This window comes from Streptomyces sp. NPDC005195, from assembly GCF_040608315.1.
Lineage (GTDB): Bacteria > Actinomycetota > Actinomycetes > Streptomycetales > Streptomycetaceae > Streptomyces > Streptomyces kaempferi.
The window spans coordinates 104687-130112 of sequence record NZ_JBEXHZ010000008.1 but is presented as its reverse complement, the minus strand read 5'-3'; the positions used below and the strand labels follow the sequence as shown (position 1 = coordinate 130112).

Sequence of the window (25426 nt, the reverse complement as noted above, 5' to 3'; positions counted from 1 at the left end):
AAACGGGGGTCCGGGGGCGGAGCCCCCAGGGACGGGGGCTACGGCCGCAGCGCGCGCAGCAGCAGGTCGGCCAGATGGTCGGCGACCTCCTGGGGGGTGAGCGGGCCGTCCGGGCGGTACCACGTCGACAGGTGGTGGACCGATCCGAAGTGGTAGTCGACGACCAGGTCCGCCGGGGTGGCCGTGGAGAAGACGCCCTTCTTCTGGCCCTCCTCGATCAGCGCGCGGAAGCGCTCGTGGTAGCGGCGCCGCTCGGACCGCACCTGCTTGAGTTTCTCCGGGCTGAGGTGGTGCATCGACCGGAAGAAGATCGAGGCGTCGTCGAGGTTGTCGATGGTCGTGACGACCACGTCGGCGGCCGCGCCCCGGACCCGCTCCTCCACCGGCGCGCCGGAGTCCGCGAACGCGTCCAGCCGCTCCTGCTGGATGCGCAGCACGCGTGCGTACACCTCGTGCAGGAGGTCGTCCTTCGAGCCGAAGTAGTGGTAGAGCGCGCCCTTGGTGACGCCTGCCGCCTCGACGATCTCCTGCACGGAGGTCCGGTCGTAGCCCTGCTCGGCGAAGAGCCGGGTGGCGGCGGCCAGGAGTCGCTGCGGGACGGGCGTACCGTCACCGTCCGTCGTTCTGGGCACTGCCGCCACCTGCCTTCCGTGCGTGGTTCGATGAAAGCGCGGTCCGGTGGCGGACGCCGCTCGGCGAGGAGCGTCCACCAGGGAGATTGTCGTCTACTCCGAGCCCTGCGAGCGCGTACGCAGTTCCCGACGGAGGATCTTCCCACTGGCCGTCTTCGGCAGGTCGGGCAGGATCTCCACGTACCGCGGATACTTGTAGGCCGCCAGTCTCTCCTTGCAGTACGCGGCCAGCGCGTCGGGGTCCTCCTCGGCGCCCGGCCGCAGGCTGATGTAGGCCTTGACGGTCTCGCCGCGGTAGCCGTCGGGGATGCCCACCACGGCCGCCTCGCGGACCGCCGGATGGGTGTACAGCACGTCCTCGACCTCGCGGGGCCAGACCTTGAAGCCGGACGCGTTGATCATGTCCTTCTTGCGGTCGACGACGTAGAGCCAGCCCTCAGGGTCCATGAATCCGATGTCGCCGGTACGCAGCTCACCGTCCGGGAAGGTCTCGGCGGTGGCCTCGGGGCGCTTCCAGTAACCCGGCACGACCTGCGGTCCCCTGACGAGGATCTCGCCCTGTTCCCCGAACGGGACCTCCCGGCCCTGCTCGTCGACGATGCGTACGACGCTGTCGGGACCCGGCAGGCCGACGGCCAGCGTGCCCGAGACCGGGTCGACGGGTGCCTCCCGGCCCGGCGGTACGGAGGCGCACGGCGCGGTGCACTCGGTGAGCCCGTAGCCGTTGCGGATGTAGGGGCCGAATCCGGCGCGGAACTTCTCCACCAGGGCCGGCGGCAGCGGCGCTCCGCCGGAGGAGATGTTCACGAAGGACGAGAAGTGGTCCGGCGTGACGGACGGATGGGCGGCCAGGGCCATGAAGGCGGTCGAGGGGCCGACGGTGTACAGCGGCCGGTGCTCGGCGAACGCGTCGAGCACGACCCCCGCCTCGAAGCGGTAGGCGAGCACCAGCGTGCCCTCGCTGTTGAGGCAGGCGGCGAGCTGGCAGACCATGCCGGTGATGTGGAACAGAGGCGCCATCGCGAAGTACACCGGCGCCTCGGGGAGCGCGAGACCCGTCCGCTGCCGCTCGGCGTTGTACATGATGTTGCCGTGCGTGTTGGTGGCGCCCTTGGGGGTGCCGCTGGTGCCGGAGGTGTAGCTGATCAGGGCGATGTCCGAGGGACCCGCGGCGCGGCCTTCGGGGGCCTTGTGGCCCTGCGCGGCGACCGTCCCGAGGTCGTCCGCGTCCACGGCCCGCGGAAGTCGCTCGAAGGTCAGCACGCGCGCGTCGCCACGGCTCTGGAAGTCCAGTTCGCAGCCGGTGAGGACGATGCTCACGGCCGAGTCGGCCGCCGTCTCGCGCAGATACGACTCCCACGCGCGGTCGGAGCAGATCAGGGCGCGTACGTCCGCGTCGTGCAGGACGTGGCGGACCTCGCCCGACTTGTACATGGGGTTGACCGGTACGACGGTCGCGCCGGCCTTCCAGGCGCCGAGCAGCGCGAGCACGAAGTGCGGGGAGTTCTGCAGCAGGATCGCGACCCGGTCGCCGGGCTCCAGGCCGCGGGCGGCGAGATGCCCGGCGACCGAGTCGCTCAGCTCGTCCACCTCGCGGTAGCTCAGCCGGCCGTCGAAGTAGGCGAGCGCGGTGCGGTCCGGAACGTCCTCCACGGCCACGCGCAGGGCGTGCACCAGGGAGTCGGCGGGGCTCACCGGGGCGCTCTGCGCGTCACTGAGGAGGGCCACCCAAGGGCGGTCTGCGTAGGTGGTCACCGGCCCGCCTCCCACTTCTGCTGGATGTGATTCATGTTCGTCAGCCAGCGGTCCGGTTCCGTGGCCCGCACCTGGTAGTAACCGGCCACCTCGGGGTGCGGCAGGATCAGGAAGCGGTCCTCCTCGATCCCCGCGAAGAGGGCGTTCGCGACGTCCTCCGGCTCGATGGCGGTCGGCTGGAGCACCAGGTCGCCCGCGCTGCCGGTGGCGTCGAGCATGTCGGTGCGCACTCCCTGCGGACAGATCGCGTGCACCTTCAGACCCCGGTGGCGGTAGGTCAGCGACAGCCACTCGGCGAAGGCGTACGCGCCGTGCTTGGTGACGCTGTAGGGCGCGGCGCCGATCATGGTGAGCAGTCCGGCGGCGGAGACGGTGGAGACGAAACGGCCGCTGCCACGCTCCAGCCAGGCCGGGAGCAGTTCCTGGGCGGCGCGGACGTGGGCCATCACGTTGACGTCCCAGGCCAGCTCCCAGACCTGCTCGCCGGCCGCCTCGGTGCCGCCCGAGGCGACGCCCGCGTTGGCGCAGTAGACGTCGATCGTGCCGCCGAGAGCGTCCCGGGCCTCGGTCACGATCGTGGACGCGTCGCCGGGGACCGCGATACCGCCGATCTCCTCGGCCACGGCCCGGGCCTTGGCGGCGTCGAGGTCGTTGACGACGACTCTGGCTCCCTCGGCGGCGAAGCGGCGGGCCAGTGCGGCCCCGATGCCGCCTCCCGCACCGGTGACGACCACTCCCGCATCCTGCACGGCTTCCACCATCGGTCTCCTTCGACGCGACGCCAATCGGCTCTGCAAGCAGTCGGCTCTGCACGCAGTCGGCTCTGCACGCAGTCGGCTCTGCTGCGACGTCAGACTAACCAGTCGGTATGTTGCAAGGGAAGGGGCGTCGGCACCGCGTGGGGCGCCTTGGAGTGTGACATTGTGCGGCGCCGCCGCGCGGGCCCGACCAGGCAACGGGCACCGGCGGCTTCCGCGCGTCGGGCGGTTGCGCATAGCGTGCCGGTGCTCACCTTCCGCGATCACGGAGGTCCCCCCATGCGCCTCTCCCGGCGAGCCCTTCTCACGGCCACGGCGGCAGCCGGTCTGGCGACAGCCCCCGCCGCCCCCACCCCCGCCCCTGTCCCCGCGGCCGCCACCGGTGACCGCCTCCGCACCGGCTTCGACCGCCTCCGGAGCGAGGGCTACTCGCTCCTGCACGGCCACAGGGTGGGCATCGTGACGAACCCCACCGGCGTCACGACGGACGTGCGCCACATCGTCGATGTCATGCACGCCGACGCCCGGGTGAACCTCGTCGCCGTCTTCGGCCCGGAGCACGGCTTCCGCGGCACCGCACAGGCGGGCGGCTCGGAGGGCCGCTACGACGACCCGGCGACCGGGCTGCCCGTCTACGACACGTATCTCAAGAGCGGGCAGGCGCTCGCCGACGTCTTCACCGCGTCCGGCGTGGACACCGTGGTCTTCGACATCCAGGACGTGGGCGCGCGCTTCTACACGTACATCTGGACGCTGTACGACTGCATGGAGGCGGCCCGGCTCGCGGGCAGGCGTTTCGTGGTGCTGGACCGGCCGAATCCGGTGACCGGGCGGGCCGCCCTGGGGCCGGTGCTCCACAAGGAGTTCGCGAGCTTCGTCGGCCGGCAGCCGATCGCGCAGGCGCACGGGATGACGGTGGCGGAGCTGGCACGGCTGTTCAACAAGGAGTACCTGACGAAGCCGGTGGCGCTGGAGACCGTCCTGATGTCGGGCTGGAAACGGTCGGACTTCTACGACGCCTCCGGACTCCCCTGGGTGCCGCCGAGTCCGAACATGCCGACGGCCGACACGGCCCTGGTGTACTCGGGCACCTGTCTCTTCGAGGGGACGAACCTGTCGGAGGGACGCGGCACCACACGGCCGTTCGAACTGCTCGGCGCGGACGGTCTGGACGGCCGGTGGGCCGGGGCGGTCGGCGGCCTCGGGCTGCCCGGCGTGCACTTCAGGGAGGCCTATTTCGCCCCCACCTTCTCCAAGTTCGAGGGCACGACCATCGGCGGCGTGCAGATCCATGTGAACGACCGGGCCGCGTTCGACCCCGTCCGGACCGGCATCGCGCTCCTGGTGACCGCCAAGAAGGTCTGGAGCGGCTTCGCCTGGCGCTCCGACCACTGGATCGACAAGCTGACCGGCTCCACCGGCGTGCGCACGATGATCGACGCGGGGGCGACGGCCGACGAGGTCGTGGCGTCGTGGCGGGACGAACTGGCGGCCTTCCGGCGGACACGGAAGGAGCACCTCCTCTACGGCTGACCGGTGGCATACGGCCGGTGCCCGGCGGCGGGTCGGGGACTCCGATCCGCCGCCGGGCGGGAGTGGACGGCGCGACCGGGGTCAGCGGTGCGACGTGTACTCCACGACCTGCTGGTACGTCGGCCGGTTCTGCCAGGTGATCCTGCCGTGCTTGATGCCGCCCAGCGCCCGCTGGACGATCGAGTCGGCGCACCACTGGTCACCCGCCGAGCACTGGTCGTCGCCGGGGTAGACCTGGGCGGCGGTCAGGCCCGCGGCCGTCTTGAGCGTACTGATCAGGATGTCCCGGCAGGTGCTCAGGCTGCCGCCGCCGCAGTACTTCTGCGCCAGTGCGCCCTGCACCGGCTGACCCAGCACCGCCCTGATGTCCTTGTCGACATAGCTCCACCAGCCGTACTGGAAGGAGCTGCCGGCGTGCGCGCCGGTCGGGCCGTGCGCCGCGGACGGTGACTCGTCGACGGGCAGGTTGGCGGTGAAGGCGGTGTACAGGCCGGTGCCGAGGCCCGGCGCGAACTCGGCCTTGACCATCAGCGGCCACCAGGCGTCCAGGATGCGGATCGCGTCGGCGTTGGCGTAGGTCTTCGAACCGGCCGAGGTCTCCTTGCGCCTGGCTCCGGCCGTCACCCAGTCGGACAGCTTGGTCACCGCCGCCGCGGCCGTGGTGTCGGTGACCGGCGAGCTCCTGACGACCTGGAGCAGTTTCGGCAGTACGTCCTCGGCGCGCAGGTCGGCCAGCGCCGCGTCGGCCATCGCCCTGGTCAGCGCGGACCTGGTCACCCCGCCCGCGGCGACCAGTTTCCTCACCCGGTCCTCCAGGAGGTTGCCGCGGTGCACGGAGCCGTTGCCCCAGGGCGCCGTGGTGTAGTCCTTGGCCTGCTTGTTGTTCCAGGAGATGTAGTAGTCCTGGTCGGTGGAGTTGGGGTGGGCGGACGCCGGGGTGTAGGCGGCGGTGTTCGTCGCCGGATCCCAGTTCTGCCACTCGTACGCGGCCTGCGCCCAGACCGGGAACTCGGCGTCGACCCCGGCGGCCCGCACCGGGTTGTCGCCGCTGTTGTAGTACGCCGTGTGCGCGGAGTCGGCGTAGAACCAGTTGAAGGTGTAGTTGATGTGCTGCACCGCGCTCTGGAAGGTCGCCGCGCTCTTCACGTAGTCCGGGTCGTTGAGCATCTGGAAGCCGATGATCGAGTCGGCCTCGTGCATGTAGGAGGAGCGCAGGGTGGTGTAGGCGACCTTCTTGCCGCCGACCGTCGCGCGGTACTCCACGGGGCCGTACTTGGTCCGGTAGACCTGCATGCGGTACGAACCCGCGGCGGTGCCGTCGGCCGTCGTCGGCTTCCAGGAGTTGGTCCGCTCGACCTTGTCCATGGCGGTGCAGGTGCCGTGGTAGAGGTAGTGGGTGTCGTCCTGGCACAGCTCGACGGCGTAGGTGTCGATGATGTCCTGGCCGGACGTCGTCGCGCTCCACGAGTAGTCCTGGCCGCGGCCGAGTTCCACGTACATGCTCAGCCCCGCGAAGGAGGCGCCGCGTGCGCTGAGGCCCGGGCCCTGGATCTCCTGGAGCATGAGGAGCTGTGGCGCGAAGTAGCCGGTCTGCGGGCCGAAGACGGCGATCGGGTGGCCGCTGGCGGTGGCCTTGCCGCTCACCACCAGGGCGTTGGACATCCCGCGCTTGGCGGAGGTGAGGCTCGTCGCGGCCGCCGTGGCCGAGGCGCCGGTGGCCTTGGCGGTGCCGGCGCTGCCGGTGCGGTCGTAGACCAGCGGCTCCTGGGCCACCGAGCCCGCGTCGGGCAGCGCCTCGCCCTGCGCCGTGTCGGGCTTGGTGGCGTACGGGAAGCTCTCGCCGTTGTGGACGGTGAGCGCGGCCTCGGGGTCGTTGCGTTCGCGGAAGGACTCCCAGACCTTGGTGCCCTCGGTCACGCCGTACTGGGACTGGGCGGCGAGCAGCGAGAGCGCGTTGTTGACCTCGCCGCCGCCTCCGGAACCGAACAGCGCGCCGATCACCGAGGCCAGCGCGACCAGGTCGGTGAGTTTGAAGTGGTCGATCGTGCCGGCGTTGGTGATGGCGTCCTTGTGGCCGGTCAGGACGTACTCGCCGGGGAAGTAGCGGCCGCTGTCCGAGGCGTCGATGTAGGCGTTGATGCCGTCGAGGTAGGCGTTGGCGTCCGTGAGGGCCTGGGCGCCGCGGGCACCGGCGTTGGCGGTGGCGCTGTCGATCTGCGCCTGCAGATCGGCCTCGGTGTAGGGCGCGTTGCGCCAGAACTCCTGCTCGAGGCCCTGGTTGGAGGGGGCGCCGCCCGCGAAGGAGGTCAGCTGGCCGCGGCCGACGTGCCGGAAGACGTCCATCAGCCAGAGCCGGTCCTGGGCCGCCGCGAATCCGGCGCCGTACTCGGTGCCATAGCGGGTAGTACCTGTGATGTGGGGCACACCGGACTTCTTGTCGCGCACGATCGTCACGTCCGTGCGGCCGCCCGGCTTGGTGGTCGAGGCGACCTGGTCGGAGGCGACGCCGAAGGACGCGTCGTTGAAGAAGGTGTTGATCTTGTCGTCGGTGAGCGTGGAGTAGCCCGCGGCGAGGTTGCTGTAGGGGCCGAGCTGGTCCTCCGCGTGATCCGGCTGGGTACCGAAGACCTGGTTGAGAAGGATCTGGGCGAGGGTCGCGTTGCCGTTCTCGCCGGGCGGCAGGATGTCGGAACACTGACCGCCGCAGTAGTCGTTCGCGGCGATCTCGGCCGTGCCGCCCGAGGCGGCGGCCTGGGTCAGCGGGGACAGCAGGCCGGCGACCAGGACGCAGATGGACGCGGCCTTCAGGAACTTGGGGAATCTGCGGGGAGTTCTCGGTCTGTCGAGGGTGGTACGTGGGGTGCACCGTGGCATGGCAGCTCCTCCCGACGGGGTGGGCCGGACGTTACCGCCGGTATCCCCGAGTTGGAAGATGAACATGCGTCAACTTTTAACGATCACAGGGTGGTTGAGGGGCGAGGGACCGCACGGGAACCCCCGGTCGGCCGCCCTCGGGGATCACCGGGCCGCGGAAATCCTCCGGTGCCCCGGCGTCCCGGCTCGCAGCCGTTTCCACAGGTGAGAACAGTGAACGGGGGTAGGCCGGGGGAGTTCGGCCGGTGACTTGTGGCCCTCGTCGGAAATCCGAGGGAGCCGAATCGCGTGTCGATACGTCTACTCGGCGACGTCCTTACGACGACGCCGAAGTGACCGAAGTACAGGTGCAGGTGTGACGGAGGTGCAGGGCGATGGCCGGTTTCCGGAGTTTGGCGAGACAGGTGCGAGATCCGAGGAGCGATCTGGCACTGCGACGCTATTCACTGCGCAAGTGCCTTGAGCGGTTCGCCCCCTATGGGCATCGGGCGACCTGGGACCATCTGTGTTCCCGGGCCGGTTTCGGCCCGGAGGACCGGTCTCCCGACCCGGCGCGGCTCGTGGCCGCACTGGAGGAACTGGAGGAGGCCCGCTCCGTCTGGCTCGCCTACGAGGTCGGGTTCGCCGAGCGTCGCAAGAAGGAGAAGCACGACGGGCTGCGCCGGCCGGGCAGCGTGGACGACTGGCACCGGCTGACCTGGGGCGGCTTCGGTGTCGCGTGGTGCGACGACCCCAGGATCCATCCCCGCGAGCCCATGGCCGAGGTGTTGCGCCGGCTGATCGCCGCGCTGGAGCGGGAGCCCGGGGCGGTCTGCCCGGTGTGCACCGGGAAGCGCCTCGCGTGGAAGTACGACCTGGCCCACGAGCCGTCGTCGGGTCCGGTCTGCAGGGGCTGCGGGATCGTCGTGCCGCGGCCCGTCCTGACGCCCGCGGCGGTGGCGGTGGCGCGGCGCGGACGGCTGCTCGTCTCGGCGTAGGCGCTCCGCCGGGTGGAGCCGGTGGAGCGGTTGGGTGCGGGTGGGCCGGGGTGACCGGGTTGGGTGCGCCGGGGTGAGTGACCCGGTGTGGGGGCTGCGGGTCGGTTGTCCGCCGCGGGCGGTTCGCGGCCGGGCGCGCAGTTCCCCGCGCCCCTCAGGACAGGGCGCTGCCCCGCCGTCCGCCGATCGACCCCGCTACGAGGACTGCGGGTCCGATGGCCGCCGCGGGCCGTTCATGGCCGGGCGCGCGGTTCCCCGCGGCCCCGAGGCGGCGCGCCGCCCCGCGGCAATGTGTCCGGGTGGCAGCATCGGGGGTGTGGTGCAGGTCTGTCTGAATGGGGCGCGGGGAGCCGGTGACGGGGCCGCGGTGCCGTTGTCGCCCGGGGCGTTGGCCGAGTCCGCGGCCGGGGCCGTCGGGGCCGGGGCCTCGGACGTCCACGTTCACCCCAAGACCCCCTGCGGACAGGACACCCTGTCGGAGAAGGCGGTCGCGGCGGTCCTCGGCGCGATCCGGGCCCGGGTCGACGTCCCGGTCGGTGTGACGACCGGCGCGTGGGCCGCGCCCGGTCCCGCCGCCCGCGTGGAGCGGGTCCGGTCCTGGACGGTGCTGCCCGACCACGCCTCGGTCAACTGGCACGAGCCGGGCGCCGAGGAGTTGGCGGCGGCACTTCTCGACCGCGGCGTGGGCGTGGAGGCGGGCATCTGGTCCGGCACCGACGGCGCCGCCCGCTTCGCGGCGTCACCGCTCGGGCCGCGCGTACTGCGGGTGCTGGCCGAGGTCACCGACCCCTCCCCGCGGACGGCCGAACGGTCGGCCCTGGACCTCCTCGCCGGCCTCGGCACCGCGCACGGCGTCCCCGTCCTGCTGCACGGCGAGGAGGGCGGCACCTGGCCGGTGCTGCGGCTCGCGGGCCGACTGGGGCTGGCGACCCGGATCGGGCTGGAGGACACCCTCGTCCTGCCGGACGGCGAGCGGGCGGTGTCCAACGCGCGATTGGTGGCCGAGGGACTCGTCCAGTACGGGGCCGCCCGGCGTCCGTCGTAGCGCGGGCCGGAAGGCGGGGCGGGCGGCAAGCCGGCAGGCCGCGCGGCGCCGTGGGCCGGCGTGGGCCGCGGAAGCCGACGGTAACAGCCGTGAATCCGCTCGCTCCACTCCTTTGCGGTCCGGACAGTTGGGGACGATGAAACCCGCCTGAGAAACCCGCGGAACCCGAGGAGAGGCCGATGTCGACGCTGCGCGCCACCGCCGAAGTGCTGACCGTCCACGAGCATCCGAACGCCGACGCGCTCGAACTGGCGCAGGTGGGCCTGTACCGGGCCGTCGTCGCCAAGGGCGCCTACCGCACAGGCGAGACCGCGCTCTACATCCCGGAGCAGTCCGTGCTCCCACCGGGGCTGATCGAGGAGCTGGGTCTGACCGGACGGCTCGCCGGCAGCTCGTCGGACCGGGTCAGGGCCGTACGACTGCGCGGAGAGCTGTCGCAGGGGATCGTCTGCCGCCCCAGGGCGCTGGCGGACGTCGACCTGGAGCGCGCCGCCGCCGACGGCACCGACTTCGCCGGGACGCTCGGCATCGTCACATGGGTGCCCCCGATCCCGCCCACCATGAGCGGCGAGATCGAGTCCGCGCCCGGACTGCTGCCCTGGGTCGACATCGAGAACATCCAGCGGTACCCGGACATCTTCGCGCCGGGCGAGCCCGTCGTCCTGACGGAGAAGCTGCACGGCTCGGCCTGCCTGGTGACCCACCTCGCGGACGAGGGGCGCGCGTACGTCTCCTCCAAGGGCTTCGGGGCCAAGTCGCTGGCGCTCAAGGAGGATCCGCGCAATCTGTACTGGCGCGCCGTACACGGCCACGGGGTCGGGCGGACCGCGGCCCGGCTCGCCGAGCGGCTCGGCGCGCGCCGGGTCGGCATCTTCGGCGAGGTGTACGGGGCGGGCGTGCAGGACCTCGCCTACGGCGCCGACGGCCGTCGCGAGTCCCTCGGCTTCGCCGTGTTCGACGTGTCCGCCGAGATCGACGGCGAGGTCCGCTGGCTGGACGCGGCGGCGCTGCTGGAGGGCGAACTTCCCCTGGTGCCACGGCTGTACGAGGGCCCGTACGCCGTCGAGCGCGTACTGGAGGCCGCCTCGGGCCGGGAGACCGTCTCGGGGCGCGGACTGCATCTGCGCGAAGGCGTGGTCATCCGGCCCGCGACCGAGCGCCACAGCCCGGTGACGGGCGGCCGGGCCATCGCGAAGGCGGTCAGTCCGGCGTATCTGACGCGCAGGGGCGGCACGGAGTACGAGTGAGCCGGACGGCGCCGACGCGGCCCGGGGAGCGCCGGGGTCAGCGGCAGTCCTCGGACTCCCTGGGCCGCTCCGGCGCCGGCCGTGGCGTGGCACCCTGCTCGACCATGAGCCGGGAACCGGTCCGGCGCTCGCCGAAGACGTCGTCCGGGTTGGAGAGCACGCAGTTGTCCAGGGACAGACACCCACATCCGATGCAGTCGGTCAGGTGGTCCCTCAGTCTGCTCAACTGCTTGATGCGTTCGTCGAGTTCGGAACGCCACGCCTCCGAGAGCCGGGCCCAGTCCGCGCGTGTCGGGGTGCGCTCCTCGGGGAGTTCGGCGAGCGCCTCCCGGATGGTGGCCAGCGGGATGCCGACCCGCTGGGCGGCCCGGACGAAGGCGACACGGCGCAGCGCGTCCCGGTGGTAGCGGCGCTGGTTCCCGGTGGTCCGCCGACTGCTGATCAGTCCCTTGGACTCGTAGAAGTGCAGGGCGGAGACGGCGGCGCCGCTGCGGGCCGACAACTGTCCGACGGTCAGCTCGTGGATCTTCTCAGGGATCTGGGGCACCCCTCCAACCCTACCGACTCCGTCACCCGCCCGGTCCGTTGACATGCGCCCCGCACCCGACCATGCTAAGCAGTCGCTTAGACATGGAGATATGGGAGGTCAGCGAGATGGCAGAGCCGAGGACGTTCGCGACGGTCGACGAACTGCGTGCCGCCGTGGGCGAGCAGCTGGGACACAGCGACTGGGTCGAGATCGAGCAGAAGCGGATCGACCTCTTCGCGGAGGCGACCGGTGACCACCAGTGGATCCACGTCGACCCCGAGCGGTCCGCGTCGGGCCCCTTCGGCGCGACGATCGCGCACGGCTACCTCACCCTGTCCCTGCTCCCGCTCTTCGGCCCGCAGCTGATCAGCGTCGAGGGCGTGCGGATGGGCGTCAACTACGGCACGAACAAGGTCCGTTTCCCCGCCCCCGTACCGGTCGGCTCACGGCTGCGCGCCACCGCGACGATCACCGGTGTCGACGACGTGCCCGGCGGTGTCCAGCTGTCCATGGCCTTCGTCGTGGAGCGTGAGGGCGGCGACAAGCCGGTGTGCGTCGCGGAGTCGGTGTCGCGCTACTACGTCTGAACGGCGCAGGCCGCACCGCCCACACCGGGACCGCGCCTCCGACCCGCGCCTCCGACCCGCTTCCCGGCCCTACTCCCTGGAACCCACCATGCGCAGCACGAGGTCGGCGTAGAGTCCGCCGACCTCGTCGGGTGTGCGGGGGCCGTCGACGTTGAACCAGCGGGCCACGTCGATGCAGAGCGAGAGCACCGCGAGCGTGGTGCCCGGGACGTCCGGCACGTCGAAGTCGCCGGCCGCGACGCCGTCCTCGATGATCCCGCGCACGGCGGCGTCGGTCCGCCTGCGCAGCGCGATGATCTCGGCACGGGCCTCGGGGCCGAGCGCGTCGAGTTCGTACTGCACGACCCGGGCGGTGGTGTGCTGCCCGGCGTGCCACCGTACGAAGGACCGCACGGCGTCGGTGAGCCGCTCGGCGGCGTCGCCCTCGCCGTCCGCCGCGGCGCGCACGATGGCGAGGGCCTTGTCGTGCCCGATCCGGCTGATCCGGTGGAGCAGCTCTTCCTTGGTCTTGTAGTGGATGTATAGCGCGGCCGGGCTCATGCCGGCCCGCCCGGCGATGTCCCGGGTCGTCGTCGCGTGGTACCCGCGCTCGGCGAAGGCCTCCACAGCGGCGACGAGCAGCCGCCGGGCCGCGTCCGGGGTGACCTCGGCCCACGGCTGCATCTCGCCGTCGGCCGTCTCCTGCGCCGTGCTCATCGCTGGTTCGCCCCTTCCACTCACAGGACGAACACCATACCTCTGATACTGAGCGAGCGCTTAGCGTGCCCGCTCAGGACGGCCCGCCTCTCCCTCAGAGCTTTTCGAACGGACTGTACGAACGCTGCGCGAGCTGCGCCTCCTGCCGGTCCCTGATCACCTTGGCCAGCGTGAAGCACGAGGTCACCAGATAGAGGACGGCGACGCCCAGGAAGGCACGCACCCAGGTGTCGGCCTCCAGCTTGAAGATGCCGACGGCGGTCGCGACCATGGCGACGGCGAAGGAGGCGACCGCCTGGCCGTAGAAGGCGGCGGTGGACTGCTGCTTGACGGATGTGTCAGTCATGCGGACCAGACTCGGCCGATTCGGTCCCGGCCGCATCCGCTCCCGTACTCACCCGCGTACTCAGAAGGCCGAAACCCCGGTCAGCGCGCGCCCGATGACCAGCTTCTGTATCTGGCTGGTGCCCTCGTAGAGGGTCATCACCCGTGCGTCGCGCAGCAGTTTGCCCGCCGGGTACTCGTCGATGTAGCCATAGCCGCCGAAGACCTGGAGCGCGTTGTTCGCGGCGCGCACGGCGGCCTCCGAGGCGAAGAGCTTGGCCTTGGAGGACTCGGTGGCGAACGGCAGCCCGCGGTCGACGAGGTCGGCGACCCGCCAGGTCAGCAGGCGCGCCGCGTCCACGTCCACGGCGATGTCGCTGATCAGCTCCTGGACGAGCTGGTGGTGGGCGATGGTCTTGCCGAACTGCTCCCGCTGGGTCGCGTACGTCACGGCGGCGTCCAGCGCGGCCTGGGCGATGCCGACACAGCCGGCGGCCACCGACATCCGCCCCTTGGCCAGGGCGGCCATGGCCACGGAGAACCCCTTGCCCTCCGGCGCCAGCATGGCGCTCGCGGGGACGCGGACGTCCTCGAGGACGAGTTCGGCGGTGGCCTGGCCGCGCAGACCGAGCTTGCCGTGGACGGTGTGACGGGTCAGTCCCGGCGTGTCCGTCGGCACCAGGAAGGCGGAGACACCGCGGTGTCCGGGGGCGTCGGTCGACCGGGCGAACAGCAGCACCACATCGGCCCACGTCCCGTTGGTGATGAACATCTTGGTGCCGTTGATGACGTAGTCGTCGCCGTCACGCACGGCCCTGGTCGTCAGATGGCCGGCGTCCGAGCCGGTGCCGGGCTCGGTGAGGCCGAAGCAGCCCACCTGGGTGCCGGAGGTCAGTCCCGGCAGCCACTGCCGCTTCTGCTCCTCGCTCCCCCAGTGCGCGATCGTCTTGGCGACCAGGCCGAGCGAGACCGAGACGATGCCGCGCACGGACGAGTCCCCGCGCCCCAGCTCCTCCGTCACCAGGCAGTACGCGAGATGGTCGCCGCCGCTGCCGCCGTACTCCTCGTCGACCGTGAGGCCGAGGAAACCGACCTCGCCGAGCTTCTTGACGAGGGACCGGTCGACTTCCTCCGCCCGGTCCCACTCGACCGCGTGAGGGGCGATCTCACGGTCCACGAAGTCCTTGGCGAGCTGCCGGACGGCGGTCTGCTCCTCGCTGAGCTCCAGGTTCATGACGAACACCCCACGTGAAAGCCGTACATCCGAAAATGTAAATTAGCACTGCTAGTTTAAGTGTGCAGCCCTACTATGTGCGCCATGGCCCGACCGCGCAAGCCCCTCCTCAGCACCGACCGGATCGTCGAGACGGCACGGGCCCTGGTGGACGCGGAGGGCCTTCCGACCCTCTCCACGCGCCGGCTCGCCGCCGAACTGGGAGTGAGCGGGCCCTCCCTCTACAACCACTTCCGCACCAAGGACCAGATCCTGGAGGCGGTCGCGGACTCCGTGAGCGCGCAGGTCGATCTCTCCATGTTCGAGGACGGACGGGACTGGCGCACGGCGCTGCACGACTGGGCCGTCTCCTACCGGACCGCCCTGCGCGACCACCCGAACATCGTCCCGGTCCTCGCGCGCGGCCCCGGCCGCCGGCCCGCCGGTCTGCGCCTGGCCGACGCGGTCTTCGGCGCGATGGTGGGTGCCGGCTGGCCGCCCGCGCAGGCCACCTCCATCGGCGCCCTGATGCGGTACTTCATCATGGGCTCCGCCCTCGGCTCGTTCGCCGGCGGCTTCGTCGACGACGAGACCGCGTACGACCCCGCCGACTACCCCCACCTGGGGCAGGCCCATCTGCTCGCCGAACAGCAGGAGAAGATCGACGAGCGGGCCTTCGAGGTGGGGCTCACGGCGCTGCTCGACGGGCTGGTGCAGCAGTTCCAGCGGGTGACCGGGACGGAGTGACCGGAGCCGGCCCCGCGGGTGACCGGAACCGGCCCCGCAGGGTGGCCCTCCCCCATGCTTCGGCCGACGCCGAAATATTCCTGCCGCATCCTGGGCGTATGACCAGACGGAACGATCCGGTCGCGCCCGGTCTCGCGGCGCTGGCCGGGATGATCGCCGACGAGACCCGCGCCGTCTTCCTGCTCGCGCTGCTCGACGGCCGCGCCTGGACCGCCGGTGAGCTGGCCCGGCACGCCGGGGTCGCGCCGTCGACGGCCAGCGAACACCTCGGCAGACTGGTCGCGGGCGGACTGCTCCACGAGGAGCGGCAGGGCCGCCACCGGTACGTACGGCTGGCCGACAGCCGTGTCGCACAGCTGGTGGAGGACCTCGCCGCCCAGGTCGCGCCCGGTGCCGCCCGCCGGGCGTCCCCGCTCCCTGCGGGAGGCCGGCGCGGGTTCCGCGATGGCCCGCGGACGCACCTGCTACGACCATCTCGCCGGACGCCTCGGCATCGCCCTCACCGACGCCCTCACCCGGCGCGGGCTGCTGCGCTAGGACACCGGCTTCGCCCTGACGGACGCGGGCCTGCGCTGGTTCGACACGGCGGGCATCGCCCTGAACCCCACCGGCCGGCGCCCGCTCAGCCGCGCCTGCCTCGACTGGACCGAGCGCCGCCCGCACCTCGCCGGCACCGCGGGCGCTGCCCTGTGCCGCCACGCCCTGGACGCCCACTGGTGCGTACGCGTCGGATCGGAACGCGCGGTCAAGGTCACCCCGGAGGGGGAGCGCGCCTTCGCGGAGCTCCTGGGCATCGAGGTGACGGCGCTCCGCTGAGCGATCCCCCCACCCCCTCCCCTCGCCGCTCGCCCCTCACCACGGCGTCCGGAATCCGCCGGTCCAGCGCCCCGCCCGTACCTAGCCTCAGGAACATGATGAACGCCTCCTCCCCTGCCCCCGCCCGCCGCGCTGAGCTGCTCGCCGCCGGCGCGGCGACAGTCACCGTCGTGCTGTGGGCCTCCGCCTTCGTGTCGATCCGCAGCGCGGGCGCGGTGTACTCCCCGGGAGCGCTGGCGCTCGGCCGGCTACTCACGGGTGCCGTGGCGCTGGGCACGATCTGTCTGCTGCGCCGGGAGGGTCTGCCCCCGCGGGAGGCCTGGCGCGGCATCGTGCTGTCCGGCCTGCTGTGGTTCGGGTTCTACATGGTCGTGCTGAACTGGGGCGAGCAGCAGGTGGACGCCGGGACGGCCGCACTGGTCGTGAACACCGGCCCGATCCTGATAGCGCTGCTCGGCTCCCGGCTGCTGGGGGACACGATGCCGCCCCGGCTGCTCGCGGGGATGGCGGTGTCGTTCGCGGGCGCGGTCGCGGTAGGGCTGTCGATGTCCGGCGGGGGCGGTTCCTCGGTCCTGGGGGTGGTCCTGTGTCTGCTCGCGGCGGTCGCCTACGCGGCGGGCGTCGTCGCCCAGAAGCCCGCCCTCGGCCGGGCGAGCGCCCTCCAGGTCACCACGTTCGGGTGTCTCGTGGGCGCCGTCGCCTGCCTGCCGTTCGCGGGGCAACTGGTCCACGAGGTGGCGGACGCGCCCGCCTCCGCCACCCTCAACGTGCTCTACCTGGGCATCTTCCCGACCGCGCTGGCCTTCACGACCTGGGCGTACGCCCTCGCCCGGACCACCGCGAGCCGGATGGGGGCGACCACGTACGCGGTCCCCGCGCTGGTCGTCGCGATGTCCTGGCTGTTCCTCGACGAGGTCCCGGGAGTGCTGACCCTGGCCGGCGGCGCCGTGTGCCTGGCCGGGGTCGCGGTGTCGCGGTCCCGCCCGGGAGCCACCGGTCCGGCGCGCGCGACGGCCTCGCCCCGGCCGTCGGAGCGCGCCTGACGAGGAGGGCGCACGACAAGGAGAGGGCACGCGCGGGTTCGGGCGCATGCCCGGGTGTCGTCGCACACACTCGACCAACCTGCCTGGGCAGTACGACTAGAACACCACGACCGCCCGTCCGCCCTTCCCGGCCACCATGTTCTCGAACGCCCCCGGGATCCCCTCCAGCCCTATCCGCTCGGTGACGAGCATCGCCAGGTCCAGCCGGCCCGCCCGTACGTGCTCGGCGAGCACCGGGAGGTCACGCGCCGGGTCGCCATTGCCGTACACACAGCCGGCCAGGGTCCGCCCCCAGTGGAAGATCTCCAGCGCGTTGAAGGTGACCTGCTGGTCCTTGCCGCCGATGCCGACGACCGTGGTGCGGCCGCCGCGGCGGGTGGAGTCCCAGGCGGCGCGGATGGTCACGGCACGGCCGACGCACTCGACGGCCACGTCGACGCCCTGCTTGCCGGTGAGGGAGCGGATCTCGCGGGCGGTGGTGTCGGAGGCGACGACATAGTCCGTGGCGCCCGCGGCACGGGCCAGTGACTCCTTCTCGGGGGAGACGTCGACGGCGACGATCTTCGAGGCGCCCGCGATCCTGGCGGCCTGGAGTGCCGCGAGACCCACCCCGCCGACCCCGAACACGGCGACGCTCTCGCCGGGCTGGACCCCCGCGGAGTGGTGGACGGCGCCGTATCCGGTGAGGACGGCGCAGCCGAGCAGGGCGGCGTCGGTGAGCGGGATGCCGTCCGGGGCGGGGAGCACGCATCCGGCGGCCACCACCGTCTCCTCGGCGAACGCGGCCACGTTCAGGCCGGGGTGGAGGTCGCTCCCGTCGGACGTGCGCCGTGCGTACACGTTCCCCGCTCCGGTCAGCGCGTTGGCGCACAGCCACACCTCCCCCAACGTGCAGGCGTGACAACTTCCGCAGGAGGGGGCCCAGTTGAGGATCACCGCCGCACCGGGGGCGATGCCCGTCACGCCCTCGCCCACGGAGACGACGGTCCCGGCACCCTCGTGGCCGAGGACGGCGGGGACGGGCACCCGCATGGTGCCGTCGGACAGCGAGAGGTCGGAGTGGCAGACCCCGGCGGCGGCCAGCCGGACGCGGACCTGGCCCGGGCCCGGCGCGGGGAGGTCGATCTCGGCGATCTCCAGCGGAGCGCCCACGGCGGGAAGGACGGCAGCGCGAACCATGTGCGTGCTCCTGGGGTCTAGAACTGCAGGGACTTGGTCTGGAGGTACTCGGACAGGCCGTGCGTGCCCAGCTCGCGTCCGACTCCGGACTGCTTGTACCCGCCGAACGGGGCGCGGGGGTTGAAGCGTCCGCCGTTGATGTCGACCTGCCCGGTGTCGAGCCGCCGCGCGAACGCCACCGCCTCGGCCTCGTCGCCCGCCCAGACGGCGCCGGCCAGCCCGTAGACCGTGCCGTTGGCGATCCGGACGGCGTCCTCCTCGTCCTCGTAGCGCAGGATCGACAGCACCGGCCCGAAGATCTCCTCCTGGGCGATCGTCATGCCGGGTTCGACGTCGGCGAAGACGGTCGGGCTGACGAAGTACCCCTGGGGGCGCGGGGCTTCAGGACCGCCCGCGACCAGCCGGGCGCCTTCGGCGACGCCCTTCTCGATGTAACTCCGCACCCGGGCCTGCTGCTTGGCGTTGACCACCGGGCCGATGCGGTCGCCGTACTTGACCGCGGCCGCGGCGGCCAGCTCCACGGCCTCCTCGTACCGCGATTCGTGCACCAGCATGCGGGTCCAGGCGCTGCACGTCTGGCCGGAGTTGGACATCACGTTCGCGACGCCGACATTGACCGCCTTCGCGAGGTCCGCGCTCGGCAGGATCACGTTGGCGGACTTGCCGCCGAGTTCCAGCGCGACCCGCTTGACGGCGGCGCCGGCCGCGGCACCGATCCGCCGGCCGACGGCCGTGGAGCCGGTGAAGGAGACCAGGTCCACGTCCGGGTGCTCGGCGAGGGCCTGGCCCGCGACCGGACCGAGCCCGGTGACGAGGTTGAAGACACCGGCCGGCACGCCCGCCTCCGCGACCGCCTCCGCGAAGAGCTGGGCGGTCAGGGGGGTGTCCTCGGCGGGCTTCAGGACGACCGCGCAGCCGGCCGCGAGCGCCGGGGCGACCTTGGCGACGATCTGGTGGAGCGGATAGTTCCACGGCGTGATCGCGCCGACCACTCCGACGGGTTCCTGGTGGACGACCGAGTTGCCGACCTTCTCCTCGAAGGCGTACGTGGCCGCGAGTTCGGCGTAGGAGCCCGCGACCAGGATCGGTACGCCCGCGTGGACCGCCTGCGAGAACGCGAGCGGTGAGCCGAGCTCCGCCGTGACGGTCTCGGCGATCTCGTCCTTGCGGGCTTCGAGGACGTCACGCAGGGCGGCCAGCCGCGCGGCGCGCTCGGCGGGCGGGGTCGCGGCCCAGGCCGGGAAGGCGGCGCGGGCGGCCCGTACCGCGGCGTCGACGTCCTCGGCGGTGCCCGCCGGGACCCGGCCCACCACCTGCTCGTCGGCCGGGTTCACCACCTCGATGGTGCCGGTGCCGGCGGCAGGGCGCCAGGCCCCGTCGATGTACATGCCGTCATGTGCCTTCATCGTGTTCCTCCCGGGCGGGGCCGCGTCGGTCCGGACCCTAAACTAGCGATGATAGTTTTGTGGCGCCAGGGGGGGGTCGGGAGGCGCGTGCGGCCCGGACGTCCCCGCGGCCTCAGAAGTCCACCCGGGTCGGCGCGTCGAGACGGGCCACGGACTCCTGCCCGAACGTCCTCTCGTACGCCGTCCGGATCCGTTCGATCCCGGCGTCCCGCGCGCCGGCCTGCGCCGCCGGATACAGCAGAACCAGTTCGTACGACCGCTCGCGCTCGATGACACCGTGCGCGTCACGGTACTGTCCGCGGCCGTCCCGCACGGTGAGCCCCTCGGGGAAGGCGGGCGTCACCTCGCGGTCGACGAAGTCCATGAACTGCGGGTCGGTCACGGCCGGTCCGCCGTCGGGCCGCTCGGTGCCGAACAGCAGCCGGGTCTCCATGAAGGTCCTCGCGGTGGCCGGGGTCTTCGGGCCCGCGTCGTCGAACAGGGCGTACGCGGCCGGGGCGCCGGCGGCGAGCAGGGCGGTGGCGGTGGCGGCGCCCACCCGGGCGCGGATGCTGAGCACGGACATGCACGCATGCCTAGCGAACTCACTCGTCCAGGTCCGGCAGCCGCGCCGGAGCGGGGCAGATCCGTTCGCCGTGCTGGTCGAAGACGAACAGGTGGGCGAGGTCGACGAGGAGGGGGACCTGGAGGCCGTGCCGGAGTTCGAAGTCGGGGGTGGTGCGGACGACGAGGTCGCCGGGCAGGCGCCCCTCGGGCGGGACCTCGTCGGCGCGGGCGGGCTCCGTGTCGCCCGGGTGCTCCAGGACGACCACGGGCCCGGCCCGCCGCCCTGCCGCCCGCTCCCGGAGGCGGCCCAGGAGGGTGCCCTCACGGCGCCGGCGGCGCACCGGACGGGCCGGACGCGGCGCCTCCAACTCCGGTACGAAGGCGGGCCGCGAGCCGGTGTTGAAGTGGACGAGCACCTCGTGTCCCTGGAACTCCACATGTTCGACCAGGCCGCTGATCGCCACCTCGCCGGGCCTGGCCTCCGACGGTCTGGCGATGCGGACCCCCTCGGAGCGCAGGCCGACGATGACCTCCCGGCCCTGCTGCACCCGTAGCAACTGGTGGTCGAGACAGAGGGGTTCGGGCAGCCGGAGGTACTGCCGGCCGAGGCTGATCGTCATGGCGCCGTCGAGCGGTGCCCGGACGAGGCCGCGCAGCAGATTGATACGGGGCGTGCCGATGAAGGCAGCGACGAAGACGTTCGCGGGCAGCGCGTAGACCGTGCGGGGCGTGCCCAGTTGCTGGAGCACGCCGCCGCGCAGGATGGCGACCCGGTCGCCGAGCGAGAGCGCCTCGGCCTGGTCGTGGGTGACGTACACCGTGGTGACGCCCAGCTTTCCGGTGAGCGAGGCGATCTCGGCGCGCAGGTGGTTGCGGAGCTTGGCGTCGAGGTTGGACAGCGGCTCGTCCATCAGGAAGGCGGAGGGGTGCCGGGCGATGGCGCGGCCCATCGCGACGCGCTGGCGTTCGCCTCCCGACAGCTGGTTGGGGAAGCGGTCGAGGAGGTCCTCGATACCGAGCATGCGGGCGGTGGCGTCGACGCGCGGGCGGGGGTCCTCGCCGGGTGTCTCGATGCGCAGCGGGAACCCGATGTTGTCGCGGCTGGTCATGCTCGGGTAGAGGGCGAAGTTCTGGAAGACCATCGCCATGTCCCGTTCGGCAGGCGGCAGATCGTTGGCGAACTCCCCGTCGAGGCGCACCTCGCCCTCGTCCGGGTCCTCCAGCCCGGCGATCATCCTCAGCACGGTCGACTTCCCGCAGCCGGAGGGGCCGAGCAGGACCAGGAACTCCCCGGGCCTGATGTCCAGCGAGAGGCGCTCCACGACGCGGACACCGCGCGCGTACGACTTGCTGACCTGGTGCAGGGAGATGGCGCGTGTCATGAAGGGTGCCCCCGGGGGCTCACAGGGCGCTGGTGCTCCGCGGTCGGACGTCCCGGGCGGGTCGCGGGGGACGTATGAGTCACGGAAGCTAACGGACCGCACACGCCCGGGGGAAGACACCCGGCGGGATCGGTCGGCACGGTTCACCCCGGGAGGAAACGGACGATCACCTACCGCTCCGGGCGTGGTCGCGGACGGCGGCCGATGTCCGTCGGACGACGCCGAACACGATCCCCGCCCCGGGCACCACCCACGACGTCGCCGCCGCCCGCTCGACCACGAACCGGGTGTGGTCGCCGAACTCGAGGGCCGGCGGTACGACGACGTCAGGTCGGGCCGGAGTCGGGTCACAAGATGTAGGCGCGCGAGCAGTGAGCGCACACCTCCAGGTCACAGCCCCGTCTCGGCGAGCGCGAGCTCGACGGGGACACCGTTGAGCACCGCCGTGCCCGACAGCGGGTCGAGGAGCGAGCCGTCGAGGAGCTGGTTGACGTTGACGCCGGGGTCGAGCGAGGCGTGACTCATCCGGGTGCCGGGACGGTCGTGTCCCCAGCCGTGCGGCAGACTCACCACTCCGCGCCGCACGGTGTCGGTGACCTCCACGGGGGCGGTCACCTCTCCCCCGGCCCCCTTGATGCGTACGGGCGACCCGTCGGCGAGGCCGAGGCGCGCGGCGTCGTCGGGGTGGATGTGCAGGGTGCAGCGATTGGAACCGCCGGTGAGCGCGGGCACGTTGTGCATCCAGCTGTTGTTGGAGCGCAGATGGCGGCGGCCGACGAGCACGATCGCGGCCGGGCGTTCGCGCAGGGCGTCCCGCAGCCGCGGCAGGTCGTCGGCGATGGGGGCCGGCAGCAGTTCGATCCGGCCGCTGCGGGTCTTCAGCGGCCGCGGCAGGCGGGGGCGCAGCGGCCCGAGGTCGATGCCGTGCGGACGCGCGAGGAGCCGGTCCAGGTTCAGACCGTCGGGGCGGGCGCCGAAGCCGTCGCCGTACGGGCCGAGGCGCAGCATCATGTCGAGGCGCCGCTCGGGTCCGGTCTCACCGGCGAGCGCGGCGGCGAGTTCGCGGGGGTCGCGTCCGTGCACCGGGCCGTGCGCGTCCTTGACCGCCTTGGCGAGGGTGGAGTCGACGACCATGGCGTCGACGGCGGACGGATCGGTGCCGTGCCTGCCGGTCGCGGCCAGCACCAGCCGGGCGAGGATCTCGGTCTCGGCCATCCGTCCGGGTTCGAGGGGGACGGCCGGGCGGTTGTAGCGGACCTGGTTGCGTACGGCGAGGGTGTTGAAGGCGAAGTCGTGGTGGGCGCTCTGGGAGGGCGGGGGCGGCGGCAGGACGACGTGCGCGTGCCGGGAGGTCTCGTTGAGGTACGGATCGACGCTGACCATAAAGTCGAGCGAGTCGAGGGCCTGGTCGAGGCGGTCGCCGTCGGGGGCGGACAGGACGGGGTTGGCGGCGACGGCGATGACGGCGCGGACCGGGGTCCCTTCGGCCGTGGCGGTGTCGATCTCCTCCGCCAGGGCGGACAGCGGCAGTTCGCCCTTGGCCTCGGGGTACCGGCTCACCCTGCTGTGCCAGCGGCCGAGCGCGAAGCCGTGGCCGGGGCCCGCGGGCCGGGGTGTCCGGTCGGTGGCGGCGAGCGGGAAGAGGGCGCCGCCGGGCCGGTCCAGGTTGCCGGTGAGGATGTTGAGGACGTCGACGAGCCAGCTGGCGAGGGTGCCGTGCGGAACCGTGCAGCTGCCTATGCGTCCGTAGACGGCCGCGGTGGGGGCGGCGGCCAGCTCCCGGGCGAGTGCCCGGATGGTGTCCGCGGGTACGTCGCAGGCCTCACTCGCGGCTTCGGGGGTGAAGTCCCCCACGGCGTCCGCGAGTTCCTCGACGCCCTCCAGATGCGGAGTGAGTTCGCCCGGGTCGACGAGCTTCTCCTCGAAGAGGACGTGGGCCATCGCCGCGAGCAGCAGGGCGTCGGTGCCGGGGCGGACAGCCACGTGCCGGTCCGCGAGTCCGGCCGTGCGGGTCCGGCGCGGGTCGATGACCGTGAGCGTGCCGCCGCGGGCCCGCAGCGCCTTGAGCTTGCCGGGGAAGTCGGGCGCGGTGCACAGACTCCCGTTGGATTCCAGGGGGTTGGCACCGATCAGCAGGAGGTGGTCGGTGTGGTCGAGGTCCGGCACCGGGATGGCGTTGGCATCGCCGTAGAGCAGGCCGCTCGACACGTGTTTGGGCATCTGGTCGACGGTGGAGGCGGTGAAGACGCTGCGGGTGCCGAGGGAGCCGAGCAGGACGGTCGGATAGAGGGCGCCGGCCATGGTGTGGACGTTGGGGTTGCCCAGGACGACGCCGACGGCGTGCGGGCCGTGCCGGTCGACGACCGCGCGCAGTCCCGCCGCGACGGCGTCGAAGGCCTCCTCCCACGTGGCCTCGCGCAGTACGCCGTCCTCGCGCACGAGGGGGGTGCGCAGTCGGTCGGGATCGCCGTCGGCGGCTCCGAAGGACGCGCCCTTGGGGCAGAGGAACCCCTTGCTGAACACGTCGTCCCGGTCACCGCGGGCGCCGGTCACCCGGGTGCCCTCGATGGTGAGCGTCAGCCCGCAGGTGGCCTCGCACAGGGGGCAGACGCGCAGGGCGGTGCGGGAGTCTCGGGTGGTGCCGGAGGTGCGGGACACGGATCCTCCCGGAGGACGGTGGCAGCGGTGGCACACGGACGGGCCGAGCATACCGACCGGTACGGATGACCGGGAGGGGCTCTCGGGGGTCAGATCGGAAATCTCCGTACCGCTACCCCGGCCCGCGGCCGGTTCGGACATCTCCGTGCGCCCGCCCCCGCGCCCGGTTCAGTCGAGGACCCGGCCCAGATAGGCGCGCAGCAGGTGCCTGGTCTCGTCGATGATCCGCTCGTCGCCCTCCGGGGCGACCCGGAAGGCGAGGTGGACCAGGGTGTCGGCGGCCTCCACGGCGACGAGGAAGGTGCGCCGCAGATCCTCGTCGGGGGTGCGGTCGAGAAAGCCGGAGAGCAGCTCGGTGAGCCGGTCGGCGACCCGGGTGTTGGGCTCGGCGTGACCGGAGCCGACCGGGATCTGGTTGCCGAAGTCGACCAGGGAGAAGCCGGGCGCGGTGCGTTTCATGGCGAGGTACTCGTCGAGCACGGCGTCCATGGCGGCCCGCCAGCCGCCCTCGCCGTCCGACTCCCCGAGGCGTTCGGCGACACGTTCGGTGTAGTGCTCCAGGTTGCGCTGGGCCAGCGCGTCGGCCATCGCGCGCTTGTTGCCGAAGAAGCGGTAGACGGAACCGATCGGGACACCGGCCCGCTGGGCCACGGCCCGGGTGCTCAGGGCGTCGTAGCCGACCTCGTCGAGGAGTCCGGCGCAGGCGTCGAGGATCCTCGTCAGTCTTTCGGCGCTGCGCCGCTGGACGGGCGCACGGCGGAGCGGGGTCGCGGGGGGCACGGGCTTCATGATGCCTTTCCGCCGGTGTCCGGTGAACCTCCCGTGTCGGTGCGGGCCGCGCCGCCGGTGCCGCTCGTCGTGGCCGTCCGCGTGCCGGGCGCGGTCGGCGTGGGGGTGGCCGTGGCGGCTCCCGTGGGGGTGGCCGTGCGGGTCGGGGTCCGTGTCGGGGCGGGGCCGTGCGTCGGTCCGGCCACGGACGCCGTGATGTCGGCCGTGCTCTGCACCGGCTTGCCGTGCACGGCCCACACCGTCCGGTCGTCCGCGTAGAGGCGTGCGGTGACATGGTGGGTGCCCCTCGGCACCAGGCCGCCGTCGAGGTGGTGTTCGGCGGTGCGCAGCGTGGCGATGGCGCGGCCGTCGAGGTAGAGCAGGGCGACGCCGCGGCCGGCCACGGCCCGGGCCCTCGCCCCGGCGGGCGAGAAGTGGAAGTGGCGCACGCTCAGGCGCACGTCCCAGCCGTGGTCGAAGTCCGGCTGGATCTCGATGGCGACCTCGGGCGCGTTCTTCTTGCCGACCTCACGGTAGTGCCGCCCTCTCTCGTCCGTCCCGTCCAGGAGTCTGCCCACGGGCGAGGCCGACACCCGCTCTCCCCGCCCGTGCCCGTCACCGGAGCCGCAGCCCGCCGGTCCGCCGAGCAGGGCGCCGACCGCGAGCGCGACGAGCAGTCCACGCTTCCACGCCATGCCGGGGAGAGTAGAA

At 72.4% G+C, this 25426-nt stretch carries 22 protein-coding genes and 1 pseudogene; 8 read left to right on the top strand and 15 right to left on the bottom strand.

The window, feature by feature from the left end:
* Nucleotides 1–38 precede the first annotated feature (38 nt).
* From ABZV34_RS12280 to ABZV34_RS12270, 3 genes are all read right to left on the bottom strand, one after another.
* The gene (locus ABZV34_RS12280) at nucleotides 39–632 is read right to left on the bottom strand and encodes a TetR/AcrR family transcriptional regulator (protein WP_356273949.1); all 594 of its coding nucleotides are present in this window, start codon (nucleotides 630–632) and stop codon (nucleotides 39–41) included.
* A gap of 93 nt (nucleotides 633–725) precedes the next feature.
* On the bottom strand, nucleotides 726–2387 hold the full coding sequence (locus tag ABZV34_RS12275) for an AMP-binding protein (protein ID WP_356273946.1): 1662 nt from the start codon (nucleotides 2385–2387) through the stop codon (nucleotides 726–728).
* On the bottom strand, nucleotides 2384–3148 hold the full coding sequence (locus ABZV34_RS12270) for an SDR family oxidoreductase (RefSeq protein ID WP_356273943.1): 765 nt from the start codon (nucleotides 3146–3148) through the stop codon (nucleotides 2384–2386). Before ABZV34_RS12270 ends, ABZV34_RS12275 begins: the two co-directional genes overlap by 4 nt.
* Nucleotides 3149–3424: 276 nt before the next feature.
* Between ABZV34_RS12270 and ABZV34_RS12265 the strand changes: the two genes are divergently transcribed.
* Nucleotides 3425–4678: a DUF1343 domain-containing protein gene (locus tag ABZV34_RS12265; RefSeq protein ID WP_356273940.1), complete on the top strand. Its 1254-nt coding sequence runs from the start codon at nucleotides 3425–3427 to the stop codon at nucleotides 4676–4678.
* Between the two features lie 81 nt (nucleotides 4679–4759).
* Here ABZV34_RS12265 and ABZV34_RS12260 read toward each other — a convergent pair whose 3' ends face one another.
* A complete protein-coding gene (locus ABZV34_RS12260; protein ID WP_356273937.1) occupies nucleotides 4760–7552 on the bottom strand; it encodes a penicillin acylase family protein in 2793 nt (930 codons plus the stop codon).
* Nucleotides 7553–7926: 374 nt separating this feature from the next.
* Here ABZV34_RS12260 and ABZV34_RS12255 point away from each other — a divergent pair, with 374 nt between their 5' ends.
* The 3 genes from ABZV34_RS12255 (at nucleotide 7927) to ABZV34_RS12245 (ending at nucleotide 10821) form a co-directional block, all read left to right on the top strand.
* Complete coding sequence (locus ABZV34_RS12255; protein WP_356273934.1) at nucleotides 7927–8529, top strand: hypothetical protein; 603 nt, start codon at nucleotides 7927–7929, stop codon at nucleotides 8527–8529.
* A 316-nt stretch (nucleotides 8530–8845) separates the two neighbouring features.
* The gene (locus ABZV34_RS12250; RefSeq protein ID WP_356273931.1) at nucleotides 8846–9574 is read left to right on the top strand and encodes a 3-keto-5-aminohexanoate cleavage protein; all 729 of its coding nucleotides are present in this window, start codon (nucleotides 8846–8848) and stop codon (nucleotides 9572–9574) included.
* Between the two features lie 179 nt (nucleotides 9575–9753).
* Complete coding sequence (locus tag ABZV34_RS12245) at nucleotides 9754–10821, top strand: RNA ligase (ATP) (protein WP_356273928.1); 1068 nt, start codon at nucleotides 9754–9756, stop codon at nucleotides 10819–10821.
* 37 nt (nucleotides 10822–10858) lie between these two features.
* Here the strand turns inward: ABZV34_RS12245 and soxR are convergent, their stop codons facing one another.
* Complete coding sequence (gene soxR / locus ABZV34_RS12240) at nucleotides 10859–11368, bottom strand: redox-sensitive transcriptional activator SoxR (protein ID WP_356273925.1); 510 nt, start codon at nucleotides 11366–11368, stop codon at nucleotides 10859–10861.
* Nucleotides 11369–11475: 107 nt separating this feature from the next.
* Between soxR and ABZV34_RS12235 the strand changes: the two genes are divergently transcribed.
* Nucleotides 11476–11937, top strand: a complete 462-nt coding sequence (locus ABZV34_RS12235) for a MaoC family dehydratase (RefSeq protein WP_356274187.1) — start codon at nucleotides 11476–11478, stop codon at nucleotides 11935–11937.
* 69 nt (nucleotides 11938–12006) lie between these two features.
* On the opposite strand, the gene ABZV34_RS12230 is transcribed toward ABZV34_RS12235, so the two are convergent.
* From ABZV34_RS12230 to ABZV34_RS12220, 3 genes are all read right to left on the bottom strand, one after another.
* Nucleotides 12007–12633, bottom strand: coding sequence for a TetR/AcrR family transcriptional regulator (locus ABZV34_RS12230; RefSeq protein ID WP_356273922.1), 627 nt, complete (start codon nucleotides 12631–12633; stop codon nucleotides 12007–12009).
* 94 nt (nucleotides 12634–12727) lie between these two features.
* Nucleotides 12728–12979, bottom strand: coding sequence for a YiaA/YiaB family inner membrane protein (locus ABZV34_RS12225; RefSeq protein WP_356273919.1), 252 nt, complete (start codon nucleotides 12977–12979; stop codon nucleotides 12728–12730).
* A gap of 60 nt (nucleotides 12980–13039) precedes the next feature.
* Nucleotides 13040–14191 (bottom strand): acyl-CoA dehydrogenase family protein, encoded by a 1152-nt coding sequence (locus ABZV34_RS12220; RefSeq protein ID WP_356273916.1) that lies wholly within the window; start codon nucleotides 14189–14191, stop codon nucleotides 13040–13042.
* Between the two features lie 75 nt (nucleotides 14192–14266).
* On the opposite strand from ABZV34_RS12220, the gene ABZV34_RS12215 reads away from it, so the two are divergent.
* The 3 genes and pseudogenes from ABZV34_RS12215 to ABZV34_RS12205 all read left to right on the top strand — a co-directional run bounded on the left by ABZV34_RS12215 (nucleotide 14267) and on the right by ABZV34_RS12205 (nucleotide 16776).
* Nucleotides 14267–14917 carry a TetR/AcrR family transcriptional regulator gene (locus tag ABZV34_RS12215; protein WP_356273913.1) on the top strand — a complete coding sequence of 217 codons (651 nt, stop codon included), beginning with the start codon at nucleotides 14267–14269 and terminating at the stop codon, nucleotides 14915–14917.
* A gap of 98 nt (nucleotides 14918–15015) precedes the next feature.
* A pseudogene (locus ABZV34_RS12210) lies at nucleotides 15016–15733 on the top strand (winged helix-turn-helix domain-containing protein).
* Between the two features lie 95 nt (nucleotides 15734–15828).
* The gene (locus ABZV34_RS12205) at nucleotides 15829–16776 is read left to right on the top strand and encodes a DMT family transporter (RefSeq protein ID WP_356273910.1); all 948 of its coding nucleotides are present in this window, start codon (nucleotides 15829–15831) and stop codon (nucleotides 16774–16776) included.
* Nucleotides 16777–16872: 96 nt separating this feature from the next.
* Here ABZV34_RS12205 and ABZV34_RS12200 read toward each other — a convergent pair whose 3' ends face one another.
* The 7 genes from ABZV34_RS12200 to ABZV34_RS12170 form a co-directional block, all read right to left on the bottom strand.
* Complete coding sequence (locus tag ABZV34_RS12200) at nucleotides 16873–17955, bottom strand: Zn-dependent alcohol dehydrogenase (RefSeq protein WP_356273907.1); 1083 nt, start codon at nucleotides 17953–17955, stop codon at nucleotides 16873–16875.
* A 17-nt stretch (nucleotides 17956–17972) separates the two neighbouring features.
* The gene (locus tag ABZV34_RS12195; protein ID WP_356273904.1) at nucleotides 17973–19361 is read right to left on the bottom strand and encodes an aldehyde dehydrogenase family protein; all 1389 of its coding nucleotides are present in this window, start codon (nucleotides 19359–19361) and stop codon (nucleotides 17973–17975) included.
* 112 nt (nucleotides 19362–19473) lie between these two features.
* Nucleotides 19474–19926: a DUF3574 domain-containing protein gene (locus ABZV34_RS12190; RefSeq protein ID WP_356273901.1), complete on the bottom strand. Its 453-nt coding sequence runs from the start codon at nucleotides 19924–19926 to the stop codon at nucleotides 19474–19476.
* A gap of 19 nt (nucleotides 19927–19945) precedes the next feature.
* Nucleotides 19946–21289, bottom strand: coding sequence for an ABC transporter ATP-binding protein (locus ABZV34_RS12185; protein WP_356273898.1), 1344 nt, complete (start codon nucleotides 21287–21289; stop codon nucleotides 19946–19948).
* Between the two features lie 390 nt (nucleotides 21290–21679).
* Entirely contained in the window at nucleotides 21680–23947 is a 2268-nt protein-coding gene (locus ABZV34_RS12180; protein ID WP_356273895.1) for a molybdopterin oxidoreductase family protein, read from the bottom strand.
* 168 nt (nucleotides 23948–24115) lie between these two features.
* Nucleotides 24116–24736, bottom strand: coding sequence for a TetR/AcrR family transcriptional regulator (locus ABZV34_RS12175; RefSeq protein ID WP_356273892.1), 621 nt, complete (start codon nucleotides 24734–24736; stop codon nucleotides 24116–24118).
* The gene (locus ABZV34_RS12170) at nucleotides 24733–25410 is read right to left on the bottom strand and encodes a nuclear transport factor 2 family protein (RefSeq protein WP_356273889.1); all 678 of its coding nucleotides are present in this window, start codon (nucleotides 25408–25410) and stop codon (nucleotides 24733–24735) included. The genes ABZV34_RS12175 and ABZV34_RS12170 overlap by 4 nt, the downstream gene beginning before the upstream one ends.
* Nucleotides 25411–25426: the final 16 nt, after the last annotated feature.

Coding starts and splice junctions, on each gene's coding strand:
- ABZV34_RS12205 (WP_356273910.1), top strand. CDS start 15,829: ATGATGAACGCCTCCTCCCCTGCCCCCGCCCGCCGCGCTGAGCTGCTC.
- ABZV34_RS12225 (WP_356273919.1), bottom strand. CDS start 12,979: ATGACTGACACATCCGTCAAGCAGCAGTCCACCGCCGCCTTCTACGGC.
- ABZV34_RS12245 (WP_356273928.1), top strand. CDS start 9,754: ATGTCGACGCTGCGCGCCACCGCCGAAGTGCTGACCGTCCACGAGCAT.
- ABZV34_RS12260 (WP_356273937.1), bottom strand. CDS start 7,552: ATGCCACGGTGCACCCCACGTACCACCCTCGACAGACCGAGAACTCCC.
- ABZV34_RS12215 (WP_356273913.1), top strand. CDS start 14,267: ATGTGCGCCATGGCCCGACCGCGCAAGCCCCTCCTCAGCACCGACCGG.
- ABZV34_RS12270 (WP_356273943.1), bottom strand. CDS start 3,148: ATGGTGGAAGCCGTGCAGGATGCGGGAGTGGTCGTCACCGGTGCGGGA.
- ABZV34_RS12235 (WP_356274187.1), top strand. CDS start 11,476: ATGGCAGAGCCGAGGACGTTCGCGACGGTCGACGAACTGCGTGCCGCC.
- ABZV34_RS12185 (WP_356273898.1), bottom strand. CDS start 21,289: ATGACACGCGCCATCTCCCTGCACCAGGTCAGCAAGTCGTACGCGCGC.
- ABZV34_RS12170 (WP_356273889.1), bottom strand. CDS start 25,410: ATGGCGTGGAAGCGTGGACTGCTCGTCGCGCTCGCGGTCGGCGCCCTG.
- ABZV34_RS12190 (WP_356273901.1), bottom strand. CDS start 19,926: ATGTCCGTGCTCAGCATCCGCGCCCGGGTGGGCGCCGCCACCGCCACC.
- ABZV34_RS12265 (WP_356273940.1), top strand. CDS start 3,425: ATGCGCCTCTCCCGGCGAGCCCTTCTCACGGCCACGGCGGCAGCCGGT.
- ABZV34_RS12230 (WP_356273922.1), bottom strand. CDS start 12,633: ATGAGCACGGCGCAGGAGACGGCCGACGGCGAGATGCAGCCGTGGGCC.
- ABZV34_RS12195 (WP_356273904.1), bottom strand. CDS start 19,361: ATGAAGGCACATGACGGCATGTACATCGACGGGGCCTGGCGCCCTGCC.
- ABZV34_RS12255 (WP_356273934.1), top strand. CDS start 7,927: ATGGCCGGTTTCCGGAGTTTGGCGAGACAGGTGCGAGATCCGAGGAGC.
- ABZV34_RS12200 (WP_356273907.1), bottom strand. CDS start 17,955: ATGGTTCGCGCTGCCGTCCTTCCCGCCGTGGGCGCTCCGCTGGAGATC.
- ABZV34_RS12175 (WP_356273892.1), bottom strand. CDS start 24,736: ATGAAGCCCGTGCCCCCCGCGACCCCGCTCCGCCGTGCGCCCGTCCAG.
- ABZV34_RS12220 (WP_356273916.1), bottom strand. CDS start 14,191: ATGAACCTGGAGCTCAGCGAGGAGCAGACCGCCGTCCGGCAGCTCGCC.